Annotated in this window: 18 protein-coding genes; 9 read left to right on the top strand and 9 right to left on the bottom strand. The window is 75.2% G+C overall.

All coding sequences use genetic code 11. The annotated features are described in order from the left end of the window. Positions 1-147 precede the first annotated feature (147 nt). The gene (locus CELGI_RS07090; protein ID WP_013883437.1) at positions 148-492 is read right to left on the bottom strand and encodes a hypothetical protein; all 345 of its coding nucleotides are present in this window, start codon (positions 490-492) and stop codon (positions 148-150) included. A gap of 48 nt (positions 493-540) precedes the next feature. Next, positions 541-2,022: a leucyl aminopeptidase gene (locus tag CELGI_RS07095; protein ID WP_013883438.1), complete on the bottom strand. Its 1,482-nt coding sequence runs from the start codon at positions 2,020-2,022 to the stop codon at positions 541-543. A 103-nt stretch (positions 2,023-2,125) separates the two neighbouring features. On the opposite strand from CELGI_RS07095, the gene CELGI_RS07100 reads away from it, so the two are divergent. The 4 genes from CELGI_RS07100 to CELGI_RS07115 are packed head-to-tail and all read left to right on the top strand — an operon-like array spanning position 2,126 to position 4,186. After that, complete coding sequence (locus tag CELGI_RS07100) at positions 2,126-2,482, top strand: hypothetical protein (RefSeq protein WP_013883439.1); 357 nt, start codon at positions 2,126-2,128, stop codon at positions 2,480-2,482. Positions 2,483-2,485: 3 nt separating this feature from the next. Continuing rightward, positions 2,486-2,911, top strand: a complete 426-nt coding sequence (locus CELGI_RS07105) for a hypothetical protein (RefSeq protein WP_013883440.1) — start codon at positions 2,486-2,488, stop codon at positions 2,909-2,911. Between the two features lie 4 nt (positions 2,912-2,915). Further along, on the top strand, positions 2,916-3,977 hold the full coding sequence (locus CELGI_RS07110) for a quinone-dependent dihydroorotate dehydrogenase (protein WP_013883441.1): 1,062 nt from the start codon (positions 2,916-2,918) through the stop codon (positions 3,975-3,977). Next, the gene (locus CELGI_RS07115; protein WP_013883442.1) at positions 3,977-4,186 is read left to right on the top strand and encodes a hypothetical protein; all 210 of its coding nucleotides are present in this window, start codon (positions 3,977-3,979) and stop codon (positions 4,184-4,186) included. The genes CELGI_RS07110 and CELGI_RS07115 overlap by 1 nt, the downstream gene beginning before the upstream one ends. Before the next feature lie 2 nt (positions 4,187-4,188). On the opposite strand, the gene yczR is transcribed toward CELGI_RS07115, so the two are convergent. Beyond that, entirely contained in the window at positions 4,189-5,646 is a 1,458-nt protein-coding gene (yczR, locus tag CELGI_RS07120; RefSeq protein ID WP_013883443.1) for a MocR-like transcription factor YczR, read from the bottom strand. Between the two features lie 91 nt (positions 5,647-5,737). Here yczR and CELGI_RS17695 point away from each other — a divergent pair, with 91 nt between their 5' ends. After that, on the top strand, positions 5,738-5,866 hold the full coding sequence (locus CELGI_RS17695) for a hypothetical protein (protein WP_265338696.1): 129 nt from the start codon (positions 5,738-5,740) through the stop codon (positions 5,864-5,866). After that, positions 5,863-6,570 carry a membrane protein YczE gene (gene yczE, locus CELGI_RS07125; protein WP_041574144.1) on the top strand — a complete coding sequence of 236 codons (708 nt, stop codon included), beginning with the start codon at positions 5,863-5,865 and terminating at the stop codon, positions 6,568-6,570. The genes CELGI_RS17695 and yczE overlap by 4 nt, the downstream gene beginning before the upstream one ends. 3 nt (positions 6,571-6,573) lie before the next feature. On the opposite strand, the gene CELGI_RS07130 is transcribed toward yczE, so the two are convergent. Together CELGI_RS07130 and CELGI_RS07135 are read right to left on the bottom strand one after the other, a co-directional pair. Continuing rightward, positions 6,574-7,584 (bottom strand): aldo/keto reductase family protein, encoded by a 1,011-nt coding sequence (locus tag CELGI_RS07130; protein WP_013883446.1) that lies wholly within the window; start codon positions 7,582-7,584, stop codon positions 6,574-6,576. Between the two features lie 51 nt (positions 7,585-7,635). Further along, the gene (locus CELGI_RS07135; RefSeq protein WP_013883447.1) at positions 7,636-8,229 is read right to left on the bottom strand and encodes a DUF3043 domain-containing protein; all 594 of its coding nucleotides are present in this window, start codon (positions 8,227-8,229) and stop codon (positions 7,636-7,638) included. 32 nt (positions 8,230-8,261) lie between these two features. Between CELGI_RS07135 and CELGI_RS07140 the strand changes: the two genes are divergently transcribed. After that, complete coding sequence (locus CELGI_RS07140) at positions 8,262-9,665, top strand: dipeptidase (protein ID WP_013883448.1); 1,404 nt, start codon at positions 8,262-8,264, stop codon at positions 9,663-9,665. A 9-nt stretch (positions 9,666-9,674) separates the two neighbouring features. Here the strand turns inward: CELGI_RS07140 and CELGI_RS07145 are convergent, their stop codons facing one another. Genes CELGI_RS07145 through nadA form a run of 3 tightly spaced genes read right to left on the bottom strand, consistent with a single transcriptional unit; the run spans position 9,675 to position 12,093 of the window. Next, positions 9,675-10,217: an acyl-CoA thioesterase gene (locus tag CELGI_RS07145; protein ID WP_013883449.1), complete on the bottom strand. Its 543-nt coding sequence runs from the start codon at positions 10,215-10,217 to the stop codon at positions 9,675-9,677. A gap of 33 nt (positions 10,218-10,250) precedes the next feature. Continuing rightward, the gene (locus CELGI_RS07150; protein ID WP_013883450.1) at positions 10,251-10,850 is read right to left on the bottom strand and encodes a DJ-1/PfpI family protein; all 600 of its coding nucleotides are present in this window, start codon (positions 10,848-10,850) and stop codon (positions 10,251-10,253) included. Positions 10,851-10,881: 31 nt separating this feature from the next. Further along, entirely contained in the window at positions 10,882-12,093 is a 1,212-nt protein-coding gene (nadA, locus tag CELGI_RS07155; RefSeq protein ID WP_013883451.1) for a quinolinate synthase NadA, read from the bottom strand. An 88-nt stretch (positions 12,094-12,181) separates the two neighbouring features. Between nadA and CELGI_RS07160 the strand changes: the two genes are divergently transcribed. Then, positions 12,182-13,360, top strand: a complete 1,179-nt coding sequence (locus CELGI_RS07160; protein ID WP_013883452.1) for a glycerate kinase family protein — start codon at positions 12,182-12,184, stop codon at positions 13,358-13,360. Positions 13,361-13,502: 142 nt separating this feature from the next. Then, entirely contained in the window at positions 13,503-13,853 is a 351-nt protein-coding gene (gene erpA, locus CELGI_RS07165) for an iron-sulfur cluster insertion protein ErpA (protein ID WP_013883453.1), read from the top strand. A gap of 58 nt (positions 13,854-13,911) precedes the next feature. Here the strand turns inward: erpA and CELGI_RS07170 are convergent, their stop codons facing one another. Continuing rightward, positions 13,912-15,087: a cysteine desulfurase family protein gene (locus CELGI_RS07170; RefSeq protein WP_013883454.1), complete on the bottom strand. Its 1,176-nt coding sequence runs from the start codon at positions 15,085-15,087 to the stop codon at positions 13,912-13,914. Positions 15,088-15,236 lie beyond the last annotated feature (149 nt).

A 15,236-nucleotide genomic window follows, 5' to 3' on the forward strand; every position in this document is an offset into this window, starting at 1 on the left:
CGGTTCGCAGGCCACGCACGGTCGTGTGGGTCTGGAGATCGTCGTCCATCTTGTCACCCGGACCGCGGGGGGACGAACGCGCACCGGGGTGTGGGCGCTGTGACGCTCCGAACATTCATCCGACGAATATGCGCCCGGATCGTCCGGTCACGACGTGGCCCGACGCGCGCTCGCGCGCTGCCGGGCGTTGTAGTCGCGCCACCGCTGCGGGTACCCCGTGGCGTGCACGTCGTACGCCGGGATGCCGAGTGCCTGCGCCAGCTGGAAGGCCGCGCGCGCGTCGGGCACCCGGCGCCGCGTCCACTCGCCGTCGGTCGCGACGAGCAGGACGGTGGTCTGCGTGACGTTCGTCTCCGGCTCGACGTACGCCTCGACGCCGATGCGGGTCTCGGCGAACTCCCGCAGGTGGGCGACCGTCGCGTCGCGCGCCGCGCGCGACGACGTGGGCTGCTCGCCCGAGGGCGTGCGTGGTGAACGGCGGAACAGACCCATGCGGCGAGCGTAGCCGCGCGGGCGCGCGTCCGGGCGCGTTCGCTGAGGTCAGCCGCGCGCCTCGACGAAGCTCAGCAGCGTGCGGACGCCGACGCCCGTGCCGCCCACGGGCGTGTAGCCGTGCGCGGCCTTCTCGTTGAACGACGGCCCGGCGATGTCGAGGTGCGCCCAGGCGGCGTCACCGACGAACTCGCGCAGGAACACGCCGGCGGACAGCATGCCGCCCCAGCGCTCACCGATGTTCGCGATGTCCGCGACCTTCGACTTCAGGCCGGCGCGCAGCTCCTCGGGCAGCGGCATCGGCCAGAACTGCTCACCGCTGGCCGTGGCCGCGGAGACGACCTCGTCACGCACGTCCTCGGTGCCCATGACGGCCGAGACGCGGTAGCCCAGCGCGACCATCTGCGCACCCGTGAGCGTCGCGATGTCGACCACGACGTCCGGCTTCTCCTCGAGGGCCGCGACCAGGCCGTCGGCCATGACCAGCCGGCCCTCGGCGTCGGTGTTGAGCACCTCGACGGTCTTCCCGCCCCGGATCGTGAGGACGTCCGAGGGGCGCTGCGCGGTGCCCGACGGCATGTTCTCGGCGAGGCACAGCCAACCGGTGACCGCCACGGGCAGGCCCAGCCGCGCGGCGGCGACCACGGTGTGCAGCACGGCGGCGGCGCCGGCCATGTCCGACTTCATGGCCTCCATGCCCGCGGCGGGCTTGATCGAGATGCCGCCCGAGTCGAACGTGATGCCCTTGCCGACGAGCGCGACGTGCGCCTTCGCGCGCGACGGCGCGTACGCGACCTTGACCAGGCGGGGCGGCCGGGCCGAGCCCTGACCCACGCCGAGGATGCCGCCGTAGCCGCCCGCGGCGAGCGCCTTCTCGTCGAGCACCGTGATCTTGAGCCCCTTGGCCCCCGCGGCCTTGACCGCGGCCTTCGCCTCGTCGGCGAACGCCGCGGGGTACAGGTCGTTGGGCGCGGTGTTCACCAGGTCACGCGTGGCGTGCACGGCGGCGGCGATCACCTCGGCGCGCGCGACCGCCTCCTGCGCGGCGCGGTCGCGCGGGCGCTCGGTGACGATCTCGACCTGGCCGACGGGTGCGTCGTGCAGCGCGTGGTACCGGCTGAAGGCGTACGCGCCCAGCAGGGCACCCTCGGCGACCGCGGCGACCGTGGCCGCGTCCGGCGTGGGCAGCGCGATCGCGACCGACGTCAGGCCTGCGAGCTCGCGCGTGGCCGCGCCGACCGCACGCCGGACGGTCTCGGCGCCCTCGGGCGTACCCGCGTCCAGCGGCTTGTCGCCGACACCGGTCACGACGAGCGTCGCGGCCTTGATGCCGGCGCCGGGCAGGCGGCGCACCTCGTCGACCGCACCCGTGATGCCGAGACGCGCGGCGTCGCGCAGGAGCGTCTGCGTGAGCTCCTTGGGCAGCCACTCGGCACCGACCGCCACGACGGCCGTGCCACGGGGGCGGACGGCGACCACGACCGCGTCGACGGCGAGCTGGGCAGGGTTCTTGGAGGTCAGCGCGATCACGGACCGATGGTAACCGCGCCGACGCGGGCACCGGTGGTCCGGCGGTCCCGCGCGGGGGCCGGCCGCGCGTGCTGCACGTGCGGCGCCGGTAGGTTGTGCAGCCGTGACGCTCCCGCTCGCCCTGCTCGTGGGGCTCCTGTGCGCGGCCCTGGCCGCGTGGGCCCTGCTGTTCGTCGTGCGCGACCGTGCCGTGGTGCTGCGCCAGCTGTGGGGCGCGGCCGCGGTCGAGGGCGTGCTCGTCGTGCAGGCGGTGGTGCTCGGCGTCGTGCAGGCGACCGGTGACCACGCGGTCGACGGTCTGTTGCTGTGGGGCTACGTGGTCACGCAGCTGGTGGTCCTGCCGTTCGCGGCGGCATGGGCGTTCGCCGAGCGCACGCGCTGGAGCTCGGTGGTGCTGCTGGTCGCCGCGCTCACGGTCGCGTTCCTCGAGCTGCGGCTCGTGCAGATCTGGGGGGTGTGAGCGGTGACGAGGACGGGGACAGGCCCCGGCCGGCTGCTGGTGGCCGTCTACGGCGTGCTCGCGCTCGCGGCCACCGCACGGGGGCTCTACCAGGTCACGACGCAGTGGTCGCAGGCGCCGCTGGCGTACGCGCTGTCGCTGCTCGCCGGCGTCGTCTACGCGATCGCGACGGTCGCGCTCGCGCGTGACCTGCGGCCGCTCGCATGGGCCACGGTCGGGTTCGAGCTCGTGGGCGTGCTCGTGGTCGGGACGCTCTCGCTGGTCGACGTGGGCGACTTCCCCGACGAGACGGTGTGGTCGCAGTTCGGCGCGGGCTACGGCTACGTGCCGCTCGTGCTGCCGTTCGTCGGGCTCTGGTGGCTGCACCGCACGGGCCGTGACCGTGCGCCGGACGGCCCGGTGCCGCCGGCCTCCGCGCCCGTAGGGTGAGCGCGTGTACCGCCTGCTGTTCGACCTCGTCTTCCGGCGCATGGACCCCGAGCGTGCGCACGAGCTCGCATTCGGCCTGATCGGCGCGGTGGGCCGCACTCCCGTGCTCCGCGACGTCGTCGCGCGCGTGCTCGCGGTCCCCGCGGGCGGCACGGTGCGCGTGTGGGGCCGCATCCTGCCGGGTCGCTTCGGCGTGGCCGCCGGGTTCGACAAGGACGCGCGCGCGGTCGAGGGACTCGCGATGCTCGGGTTCTCGTTCGTCGAGATCGGCACGGTCACCGCGGAGCCGCAGCCCGGCAACGACAAGCCGCGCCTGTGGCGCGTCCTCGACCAGCGCGCGCTGCGCAACCGCATGGGCTTCAACAACCAGGGCTCGCAGGCCGTCGCGCAGCGCCTCGCGCGGTTGCGCGGATCGGCACGTGGTCGGGGTCTCGTCGTCGGCGTCAACATCGGCAAGACCAAGGTGACGCCCGCCGAGCATGCGGCTACGGACTACGCGACGAGCGCGGGGCGGCTGGCCCCGTACGCGGACTACCTGGTGGTCAACGTGTCGTCGCCCAACACGCCAGGGCTGCGGGACCTGCAGTCCGTCGAGGCGCTGCGCCCCATCCTCGAGGCGGTGCGCGTCGCAGCCGACCAGGCCACCACGCGGGCCGCGGCCGCGCCCGTCCCGCTGCTCGTCAAGATCGCCCCGGACCTGTCGGACGACGACGTGGACGCGGTCGCGGACCTCGCGGCGGAGCTCGGGCTCGACGGCGTGGTCGCGGTCAACACGACGATCGGCCACGACCTCGGGCCCGGCGGGCTGTCGGGACCGCCCGTGCTCGCGCGCGGTCTGGACGTCGTCGCGCGGCTGCGCACGCGGCTCGGGCCCGACGCGGTGATCATCGGCGTGGGCGGCATCACCACCGCGGCGGACGCACGCGAGTACCTGGCCGTGGGCGCGACCCTGGTGCAGGGCTACACGGGCTTCATCTACCAGGGCCCGGCGTGGCCCGCGCGGATCGGGCGTGCGCTCGCGTCCGACGAGCGCCGCTCGACGCGGACCTCGGCGGCGCGGCCGTGATGGCCCTGCGGCCGCAGTGGGAGTGGCGCCTGGCCGATCCCGCGGGGCCCGTCCAGCGGCCCGTCAGCCCCGTGTTCGCCAACCGCTACGATGCCGAGCAGTGGCTGGGCGAGCACTGGCGTGCGCTCGCGGGGCAGGGCGTGACCTCGGCACAGCTGCTGAACGAGGGCGCGGCGGTGGGTCCCGCGGTCGCGCTGCGCGCGGCCTGACCTCACACGACGAGCGACGCGGGCTCGGCGCGCACGTCACCGCCGGCGTCGAGGCCGAGGTCCGTCCACGCACGGGCCAGGCCGTCCACGGCGCGGACCAGGCGCTCGGGCGGCTCCGTGAACGGGATGCGCAGGTGCCGTTCGAGCCCCGCCTCGGCACCGAACGCCGGCCCGGGCGCGACGCGCACGCCGTGGCGCGGCGCGAGCGCGGCCAGGGCCGAGGACACGGGCAGCCCGAGGTCCACCCACAGCGACAGGCCACCCGCGGGCACCTCGACGCGCCAGTCCGGCAGCCGCTGGGCGAGCAGCCCGACGACGAGGTCCCGCCGGTCGCGCAGCTCGGCACGACGCTGCGGGAGGACGGCGTCGAGCCGGTCGAGCAGGCGCACCACCACGAGCTGGTCGATCACCGACGAGCCGATGTCCACGTGGCTGCGCTGCGTCGTGAGCCGGCCGACGAGGTCCCGGTGCGCACGCACCCACCCGATCCGCAGACCGCCCCAGAACGTCTTGGACGCGGAGCCGATGCACGCGACCGCGGCATCGGTGCCGTCGCCCGCGAACGGCGGAGGCGGCGTGCCGTCCAGCGTGAGGTCGGACAGCGCCTCGTCGCCCACGACGAGCGTGCGGGTGCGTGTCGCGAGCTCGCGCACGCGGACCCGGGTCTCGGCCGTCAGCGACGTGCCGGTGGGGTTGCGGTGGTCCGGGATCAGGTACGCGAGCCGGGGCGCGGCCTGCCGCAGCGTGGAGGCGAACAGCTCGAGGTCGAGCCCGTCGGGACCGGACGGGACGGCGACCGGGCGGGCGGCCGCCGCGCGCACCGCGTCGAGCGCGTGCGGGTACGTCGGGTGCTCGACGAGCACGCGGTCGCCCGGGCCCGCATGCGCCGTGACGAGCAGGTGGATCGCCTCCTGCCCGCCCGTGGTGACGAGCACCTGGTCGGGCGTGGTCGGGACGCCGCGTGCGGTGTACCGCGCCGCGACGGCCGCGCGCAGCTCGGGCAGTCCTCCGGGCGCGTACCCCGTCCCGGGCAGGTGGCGGGGGAGCAGGTCGAGCGCCTCGACCACGGCGTCGTGCAGCGCGGGCGGCGCGGCCGGGGCCGCGATCGTGAGGTCGACGACGTCGTGCGGCGTGAGCGGGTCCGGCGCCTCGCGGCCGGCCGTGCCCCGGTCCGGGAGCGTGGTGACCGTGCCGGACCCGCGGCGGCTCAGCAGGTAGCCCTCGTCGCGCAGGGCGTCGTACGCCGCTGTCGTGGTGGTGCGGGAGACCCCCACGGCCTCGGCGAGCTCGCGCTCGCTGGGCAGACGCGTGCGCAGCGGCAGCCTCCCGGACAGCACGGCCGCGCGCAGGCCGTCGGCGAGCGCGGCGTACGCCGGGCCGGGCCGCTCCCATGCGCCGAGCACGGTGCGCAGCCGCTGGCCCGAGACGCGGCGGTCGGTGGGCAGGTCGTCGACGGACATGGAGCCACTCTCGCAGAAGTGGCTATGGAGTGCATAGCCAACGTGTCGCGACGATGGGGCCATGATTCTTGCGGTCGCTATCGTCGTGCTCATGGTTCTCGTCGTCCCGCTCGTCCGCGTCGTGCGCGCGGACGGCCTCGGGCACCGCGCTCCCGCGCGCGCCGACTGGGCGGCGGGCACCACGGTCGAGATCGCGCGCAGTGTGGCGGCCCACCGGTGAGCCGGCCGACGGTGGCCCCGGCCGGTGTGCTGCCCCCGCCGCGGCTGCGGCGCGGGGTGCAGCTCCTGATCGGGCTGGTGCTCTACGCGCTGTCCATGGCCCTGCTGGTCGACTCGGCGCTGGGCAACATGCCCTGGGACGTGCTGAGCGAGGGCGTCGCACGCCGGACGGGCCTGTCGTTCGGCGCGGTGACGCTGGTGATCAGCGCGCTCGTGCTGGCGTGCTGGGTGCCCATGCGCCAGCGGCCGGGTGTCGGCACGGTCGCGAACGTGCTGGTGATCGGCCTGCTCGCGGACCCGTTCCTCGCGCTCGTCGCGGGCGTGGGGGACCTGGCCGTGGGATGGCGCGTGGTCGTGGCGGCGGCAGGCATCGGGCTCAACGGCCTGGCCACCGCCCTCTACGTCGGTGCCGGGCTGGGGCCCGGGCCGCGCGACGGGCTCATGACCGGGCTGGTCGCGCGGACCGGGCGGCCCGTGGCGCTCGTCCGGACGGCGATCGAGGTCGCGGTGGTGCTCTCCGGCATCGCGCTCGGAGGGACGTTCGGCGTCACGACGGTGGCCTACGCGCTGCTCGTCGGGCCGTTGGTGCACGTGCTGCTCCCGCCGCTGCGCATCGCGCCCGCCGGACCCCCGCACCCGGTGCGCGTCGACGCGACCGTGGTGCGACCCGCCCCGCCGGAGCAGGGCCGCACCACGGTCGTGTGATCGTCAGCGGGCGGCGGGGGAGGACTTCGCCGTCTCGGCCGGGTCGCGCACCACGCTGTCGCCCAGGACGTCGTCGATGCGTGCGAGCAGCTCCGCGGGGATCGTGACGCCCGAGGCCTTGACGTTCTCCGCGACCTGCTCGGGCCGCGACGCGCCGATGATCGCCGCCGCGACGTTGTCGTTCTGCAGCACCCACGCGACCGCGAGCTGGGCCATGGTGAGCCCGAGCTCGTCGGCCACCGGGCGCAGCTGCTGCACCCGCTCGAGCGTCTGCGTCTGCTCGAGGAAGCGGCCGATCATGCGCGCGCCGCCCTTGTCGTCAGTGCCGCGCGAACCGGCGGGTGCGGGCTGACCGGGCAGGTACTTGCCCGTGAGCACGCCCTGCGCGACCGGCGACCACACGACCTGCGAGAGGCCCTCGTCGCGTGAGGCGGGGACCACCTCGTCCTCGATCACGCGCCACAGCATCGAGTACTGCGGCTGGTTCGAGACGAACGGCACGCGCAGCTCGCGCGCGAGCGCGGCACCGGCGCGGATCTGGTCCGCGGTCCACTCGCTCACGCCGATGTACAGCGCCTTGCCCTGCCGGACGACGTCCGCGAACGCGAGCATCGTCTCCTCGAGCGGCGTCGCGTGGTCGAACCGGTGGGCCTGGTAGACGTCGACGTAGTCGGTGCGCAGCCGCTGCAGCGAGCCGTCGATCGACTCGAGGATGTGCTTGCGGGACAGGCCCCGGTCGTTCGCGCCCTGCGGGCCCGTCGGCCAGAAGACCTTCGTCATGATCTCGAGCGACTGGCGCCGCTCACCCGCGAGCGCCTCGCCCAGCACGGACTCCGCGGCCGTGTTGGCGTAGACGTCGGCCGTGTCGAACGTGGTGATGCCCGCGTCGAGCGCGGCACGCACGCACGCCTTGGCCGTGTCGTTCTCGACCTGCGAGCCGTGCGTGAGCCAGTTGCCGTAGATGATCTCGGTGACCTGCAGGCCGGATCGGCCCAGGTGTCGGTAGGTGACCATGGCAACCACCCTAGGTCGTCACGGGGCGCCGGGCTCGTTCCCGGCGTCGCGTCACTCGGGGTACTGGCGGCGCTTGACCTGGGGCTTGGGCAGGCGCGCCCGGCGGAGCTGGAACGCGCGCATCACGGCGTACATCAGCGTCCCGCGCGGCACCGCGCCGAACTTGACGACGAGGCGGCGCTTGAGGCGCCACCACAGGATCGCGCCGTCGACGACGGCCGCGATCACGTAGACGTACAGCACGAGCAGCGCGAGCACCGCGATCTGCGGGTTGATCTGGGTGAACGAGAGCTGGAGCACCAGGAAGACGGCCGCGACGGGCAGGAAGTACTCGCCCAGGTTGAACCGCGCGTCGACGTGGTCGCGCACGAAGCGCCGGACCGGCCCGCGGTCCCGGGCGGGCATGGCGCGCTCGTCGCCCGACTGCATCGCGCGGTACTCGGCGTCGCGCTGCTCGCGCTGGGCCTGGCGCGCGGCCTTGGCGGCGGTCTTGCGATCGGCGGGGACCAGCGGCCGGCGGTTGGCCGCCTCGGCCTCCTTGCGCCGCGGCGTCGGACGGCCCTTGCCCGTGGCTGCCTGCTCGACGGGCGCGTCGGCCGCGGGGTCGGTCGAGCTCGTCACGGGGTCCTTCTGGCGTCCGAACACCGGACCAGGGTAGTCGAGTAGCGTGGCGGTCCGTGACCGAGGACCGCACCGCCGCACCCGCCCCCACCGTCGTTCCCGACGACCGCGTCGACGCCCTGCGCGAGCGTGTCGCCCGGGCGTTCCCGGACCTGCGCGCCGAGCTCGAGACGCTCGTGCGCATCCCCAGCGTCTCCAACGGCGAGTTCGACCAGGCGCACGTCGAGGCGAGCGCCGAGCACGTCGCGGGACTGCTGCGTGGCGCAGGGATCGACGACGTGCGCGTGCTGCGTGTCACGGGCGCCGACGGCACCGTCGGACGCCCCGCGGTCGTCGCGCGTCGCCCCGGCCCGCAGGGTGCGCCGACCGTCCTGCTGTATGCGCACCACGACGTGCAGCCGCCGGGTGGCGACGCGGACTGGGACACCCCGCCGTTCGAGCCGACCGAGCGCGACGGCCGCCTGTACGGCCGCGGGGCCGCCGACGACAAGGCGGGGATCGTCGCCCACGTGGGCGCGCTGCGCGTCCTCGGTGACGAGCTGGGGGTCTCGCTCGTCGTGTTCGTCGAGGGCGAGGAGGAGATCGGCTCGCCCACGTTCGCGGACTTCCTGCGCGCGCACCACGAGGCGCTCGCAGCCGACGTCATGGTCGTCGCGGACTCGTCCAACTGGTCCGTGGGCGTGCCCGGGCTCACGACGTCGCTGCGCGGCCTCGTCGACTGCGAGGTCGAGGTCCAGGTGGTGGACCACGCGATCCACTCGGGCATGTACGGCGGCCCCGTGCTGGACGCGCCGACGCTGCTCGCCAGGCTGATCGCGACCCTGCACGACGAGCAGGGCGACGTCGCGGTCGCCGGCCTGCACCGCGCACCCGACCCGGTGGTCGACTACGACGAGGCGACGTTCCGCGCGGACTCGGGCGTGCTGGACGGCGTGCGGCTGGCCGGGACCGGTCCGGTCACGGCGCGCATGTGGACGCGGCCGGCGATCTCCGTGATCGGCTTCGACGCACCGCGCGTGGCCACCGCGTCCAACACGATCGCGCCGCGCGCGACCGCGAAGCTCTCGCTGCGCATCGCGCCCGGCAGCGACCCCGCGCGGTCGATGGCGGCGCTGCGCGCGCATCTGGAGGGACACGCGCCGTTCGGGGCCCGGGTCACCGTGCGCGACGGGGACCTGGGTCGCCCGTTCCAGGCGCCCGGGGACTCGCCCGCGATGCAGGCGGCCCGGTGGGCGTTCGCGAGCGCGTGGGGGACCGAGCCCGTGGACCTGGGCATCGGCGGGTCGATCCCGTTCATCGCCGACCTGCTCGAGCTGAGCCCTGACGCCGCGATCCTGGTCACGGGCGTCGAGGACCCCGACTCGCGCGCGCACGGCGCCAACGAGTCGGTGCACCTGGGCGAGCTCGAGCGCGTGGTGCTGGCCGAGGCGCTGCTGCTGGAGCGGCTCGCGCGCGGCTGACCGACGGGGTCAGCGCGCGGCCACGTCCACCGCGCGCGCCCAGGCCGCGACGTCGTCGGGCAGCGGGGGGCTCGTGACGCCCTCGCCGGCCAGGAGGCGCACCACGTCGGGTGCGGCCACGCGGCTGCCGTCGCGGCCCAGGAACCTGCCGGCGATGATCGCGCGCGCCACGTGCTCGGACGCCCCGTCGCGCCCCGGCCGGGAGAACGCCTGCTCGAGGTACACCACGCGCTCGTCCCAGCCCAGGACGGTCGTCGTGATGTCGAAGCGCTGCCGGTACGTGAGCGAGCGGCGGTACTTGATGGTCTGGGCGGCGACCACCGGGTACCACCCGCGCGCGTTGAGCGCGTCGAACGCACCGAGGTCGGCCAGGTAGTTGCTGCGTGCCACGTCGCAGCACTGCAGGTAGATCCCGTTGTTGACGTGCCGGTACAGGTCCAGGTCGGACAGGTGGACGCGCATGCGCGTCACCGACGGGTCGAGCAGGGTCTGTCCCGGGACGGCGCGCCGGGGGCGGAACGTCGCGGTCGCGAGCTGCAGCGTGCGGATCACGGCGCGATGTTACTCACGGGTACAGACGTCGTGTCAGATCGGCGGGTGCGGGTCGTACTGGATGCCCCGCCGCACCTCGCGCGCCGCGGTCACGCCGTCCAGCCGCGCCACGAGGTGCAGCGCCATGTCGATGCCCGCGGACACGCCCGCGGACGTGATCACGTCGCCGTCGTCCACGAACCGCGCGACGCGGTCGGGCTGCACGCTCGGGTCGAGCTCGGTCAGCAGGTCGAACGAGCCCCAGTGCGTCGTCGCGGGGCGTCCCGCCAGCAGGCCGGCCGCCGCGAGCACGAGCGCACCCGTGCACACGCTCGTCAGGAGCGGCGTGCGGGTGCGCAGCTCGCGCACCCACGCGAGGTGCGCCTCGTCGCGCATCAACGTGCGGGTCCCGCGGCCGCCGGGGTAGACCACGACGTGCAGCGGGCCGACGTCGTCGGCGCCCGCGTCGGGCAGCAGCCGCAGGCCCTTCGAGCAGCGCACGCCCGCGCCGTCGGCGGAGAACGTGACCACCTCGGTGTCGGTGCGCAGGTTGCGCGCCCACCATGCGAGCACCTCGTACGGGCCGACGACGTCCAGCTCCTCGCAGCCGTCGAACACGAACACGCCGATGCGCATGGGCTTGCCGGTGCTCACGCGGGCTCCTCGGGGATCACGGCCGGGTGGGTCAGTACCCGGGCAGGGCCAGCATCTGGTCCAGGGCCACGCGGGCCCAGTGCGCGTCGTCCGGGTCGACGACGATGCGGTTCACGGTGCGTCCGGCCGCGAGCGACTCCATGGTCCACACCAGGTGGGGCAGGTCGATGCGGTTCATCGTCGAGCAGAAGCACACCGTCGAGTCCAGGTAGTGGACCTTCTTGTCCGGGTGCGCGGCCGCGAGCCGCCGCACCAGGTTGAGCTCCGTGCCGATCGCCCACGACGAGCCCGCGGGCGCGGCGTCGAGCGCCTTGATGATGTACTCCGTCGACCCCACCATGTCCGCCGCGGTGACCACCTCGTGCTTGCACTCGGGGTGCACCAGGACCGTGACGCCGGGGTCGGCCGCGCGCACGTCGGCGACGTTGCGCTCCGAGAACCGGCCGTGCACCGAGCAGTGGCCGCGCCACAGGATCATGCGCGCGTCGCGGAGCTGCTGAGTGGTGAGCCCGCCGCCCGGCCGGCGCGGGTCGAACACCACGCAGTCGTCGAGCGACAGCCCCAGCTGCTGCACCGCGGTGTTGCGGCCCAGGTGCTGGTCCGGCATGAACAGGACCTTGCCCGTGCCGTCGACGCCCCCGACCTTGTCGAACGCCCAGCGCAGCGCGACGTGCGCGTTGGACGACGTGCAGACCGTGCCGCCGTGGCGGCCGGTGAACGCCTTGATCGCCGCGGTCGAGTTCATGTACGTGACCGGGACGGTCGCGTCCGCGACGCTGGCGTCGACCAGCACGTCCCACGCGTCGGTGACCTGGTCGATCGCGGCCATGTCGGCCATCGAGCAGCCCGCGGCGAGGTCGGGCAGGACCACCTGCTGCGTGTCGGACGTGAGGATGTCCGCGGACTCCGCCATGAAGTGGACGCCGCAGAAGATGACGAACTCCGCGTCGGGCCGGGCGGCGGCCTCGCGCGCGAGCTTGAACGAGTCGCCGGTCACGTCCGCGAACGCGATGACCTCGTCGCGCTGGTAGTGGTGACCCAGGACGAACGCACGGTCACCGAGCGCCGCACGCGCCGCGCGCGCCCGCTCGACGAGGTCGGGGTCGCTCGCGGCGGGCAGGCCGCCGACGCACTCGACACCACGTTCGGACTGCAGGTCCGCACCGCGGCCGAGGAGCAGCAGGGCCGAGGGTGCCGGCTCGGTGAACGCGGCGTCGGCGGCGGGGGAGGTCGTCAGGCTCACGAGCACGATCCTCGCACAGCGACCCGACGCCCCCTGCGGGACCCCGTGCCCTGCGGGCGCCGTCGCGTGGCACCATGCGGACGTGCGAGTGCTGGTCGCCCCCGACGGCTTCGGGTCGAGCCTGACGTCCGCGCAGGCGACGACGACGATGGTCGCGGCCTGGCGCGCCGCTGCGCCGCACGACGACGTCCGCGGGTGCCCGCTGTCCGACGGCGGGCCGGGGTTCGTCGAGACGCTGCACGCGACGCTCGGGGGCGAGCTCGTCGCGGTCACCGTGACCGGCCCGGTCGGCCGTCCCGTGCCCGCGGCGGTCCTCGTGGTCGGCGACGGCCCCGCGCGCACGGCGTACGTCGAGTCGGCGCACGCGGTCGGGCTCGCGCTCGTGCCGGCCGCCGAGCGCGACCCCACGCGGACCACGACGCGCGGGCTGGGCGAGCTGCTCGTCGCCGCGCGGGGCACGGGTGCGCGGCGCGTCGTCGTCGGGCTCGGCGGCTCGGGCACCAACGACGCGGGCGCGGGTGCGCTCGTCGGGCTCGGGCTGGCCGACCCGCACGGTCGGCTCGGTGCGGGCGGCGGTGCGCTGGCCGGCGTCGAGCCCGGCGACCTCGCGGGGCTCGCGGCGCTGCGCGCGGACTGGGCCGGCACGGAGCTCCTGGTGGCCACGGACGTCGACGTGCCGTTGCTCGGGCTGCAGGGCGCGAGCGCCGGCTTCGCTCCGCAGAAGGGGGCGACGCCCGAGCAGGCGCAGGATCTCGAGCGCGCCCTGGCGACGTTCGCGCGCCTCGCGGTCGACGCGCTCGGCGGCGTGCTGCGGCCGGACCTCCTGGCCGGTGCGCGCCCGGCCTCGACCAGCGCACGCCTGACCCACGCACCCGGTGCGGGAGCCGCCGGCGGCCTCGGGTTCGGGCTCGCGCTGGTCGGTGCCCGCGTGGTGCCGGGCGCCGCGCTCGTGGCGGACCTCGTGGGCCTCGACGCGGCGCTCGCGGACGCCGACCTCGTGGTGACGGGTGAGGGCCGGTTCGACTGGCAGTCGCTGCACGGCAAGGTCGCGTCGCTCGTCGCGCAGCGCGCGCTGCCGCACGCCGTCCCGACCGTCGTCGTCGCGGGCCAGGTGCTGGTCGGGCGGCGCGAGCTGTCCGCGGCGGGCATCACGGGCGCGTACGCCGTGTCCGAGCAGCCGGACCAGGTGCCGGCCGCGCTCGCCGACCCGGCCGGGACGCTCGCCGCGCGCGTGACGCGCGTCGCTCGCACGTGGTCGCCCCGGTGAGCGTGCGACCCACGGGTCCTCGCGCCCGTCGGTGCGGCGGTTCGCCCCGCGCGCGGCGCGTCGTACGCTGAGCGGGAACATTCGGCCGGCCGCCGCTGTTGCGACCGTCCGAGACACGTTCGACATCCGTCAGGGAGTGCCCATGAGCGAGACCACCGAGGTCGCCACCCACGGCGTCATCCTCACCGACTTTGCCGCGAGCAAGGTGCGCAGCCTGCTCGAGCAGGAGGGTCGCGACGACCTTCGGCTGCGTGTCGCCGTCCAGCCCGGCGGCTGCTCCGGCCTGATCTACCAGCTGTACTTCGACGAGCGCCTGCTCGACGGCGACGTCACGCGCGACTACGACGGCGTCGAGGTCGTCGTGGACCGCATGTCGGTCCCGTACCTCGAGGGCGCGACGATCGACTTCGCCGACTCGATCGAGAAGCAGGGCTTCACGATCGACAACCCCAACGCGGGCAGCGCCTGCGCGTGCGGCGGCTCGTTCAGCTGATCGACACCGACGAAGGCCCGGGTCCGTGCGACCCGGGCCTTCGTCGTCCCCGGTCGCGTCAGAGGCCCGTGACGCCCAGGAGCGCCCGCACGTCGGCCACCGCGGAGGGCAGCGCGTCGAGGAACGCGTGCACGTCGGCCTCGGAGGTGCCCGGGTGCAGCGCGAGGCGCACGTTGCCCTGCGTGAGCGCCCCCATCGCGGCGAGCACGTGCGACGGCTCGAGCGTGCTCGACGTGCACGCCGAGCCCGAGCCCACGGCGAATCCCCGCCGGTCGAGCTCGGTGACGATCGCCTCGCCGTCCACGTACAGGCACGAGAACGTCACGACGTGGGGGAGCCGCTGCACCGGGTCGCCGACGACGTCGACCGCGGGCACGCGTGCCGCGACCTCGGAACGCACCAGGTCGACGAGCCCGTGCAGCCGGACCGCGTGCCGCTCGGCCGTGGCCACGGCGTGCTGCAGCGCCACCGCCGCGGCGAGCGCGAGAGGCACGCTCACGCCGCCGGGGAACCAGCGGTCGTCGTCCTGCGGCCAGTCCGGCGCACGACGCACCCCCGCGCGCGTCACCAGCACGCCCAGGCCGCCGGGCCCGCCCCAGTCGCCCGGGTCGGCCGCGAGCACGTCCCACGCGTCGCCGACGCCCACGTGCCCCACGCTCGCCCCCGCGTCGACGAGCAGCGGCACGCCGGCCGGCCGAGCCGCCCCGAGGGCCTGCTCCACGGGTTGGAGCGTCCCGACCTCACCGTTGGCGTGCTGCAGCGCGGCCAGCGCCACGCCGGGTGCGGCGACGGCCTCCGCGAACGCCTCGGGGTCCACGCGACCGGTGCCGTCGACCCCGACCGTGACGCGCCGACCGCCCGCCCGGTCGGTGACGAAGTCCGCGGCGTGCAGCACCGCGGCGCGTTCCACCGCACCCACCACCACGTCCGGTCCGCTACGCCGCCGTCCGTGCGCGATCGACCTGACCGCGCCGTGCAGCGCCGCGGTCAGGGACGGCGCGAGGTCGACGTCGTCGGTGCGCGCGCCCAGCGCGCCCGCGATCGCCTCACGTGCGCCGTCGAGCAGGAGGCGCGCCCGGCGGCCCTCGGCGTGCAGGCGGCGCGGGTCCGCCCAGCCCTCGTCCAGCGCGGCCACCAGGGCCTCGCGGGCGGCGGGCAGCAGCGGGGCGCGGCCGCCCGCGTCGAGGACCACTCGGGGTCGGGGCGCGGACGTCGAGGAGCTCACACCGCGCACGGTAGCCGCCGCGCCGGGGACGCCGCGGTCACGTGCGTCCGGGCGACCGGTGAAGGTCCCGTGGTCGCGCGGCGGTGTGACGGTGCTGACACCGTGTCGTCAACGCGCGCCATCAGGCCGTGATCCGGCGATCTGCGCGCTAGGCTGCA

The sequence above is a fragment of the Cellulomonas gilvus ATCC 13127 genome, assembly GCF_000218545.1.
Classification (GTDB): domain Bacteria; phylum Actinomycetota; class Actinomycetes; order Actinomycetales; family Cellulomonadaceae; genus Cellulomonas; species Cellulomonas gilvus.

Bases quoted from the DNA above. Each gene is read 5' to 3' on its own strand.
- CELGI_RS07090 (WP_013883437.1), bottom strand. From the start codon at position 492: ATGGGTCTGTTCCGCCGTTCACCACGCACGCCCTCGGGCGAGCAGCCC.
- CELGI_RS07115 (WP_013883442.1), top strand. From the start codon at position 3,977: ATGGCCCTGCGGCCGCAGTGGGAGTGGCGCCTGGCCGATCCCGCGGGG.
- yczR (WP_013883443.1), bottom strand. From the start codon at position 5,646: ATGTCCGTCGACGACCTGCCCACCGACCGCCGCGTCTCGGGCCAGCGG.
- CELGI_RS17695 (WP_265338696.1), top strand. From the start codon at position 5,738: ATGGTTCTCGTCGTCCCGCTCGTCCGCGTCGTGCGCGCGGACGGCCTC.
- CELGI_RS07130 (WP_013883446.1), bottom strand. From the start codon at position 7,584: ATGGTCACCTACCGACACCTGGGCCGATCCGGCCTGCAGGTCACCGAG.
- erpA (WP_013883453.1), top strand. From the start codon at position 13,503: ATGAGCGAGACCACCGAGGTCGCCACCCACGGCGTCATCCTCACCGAC.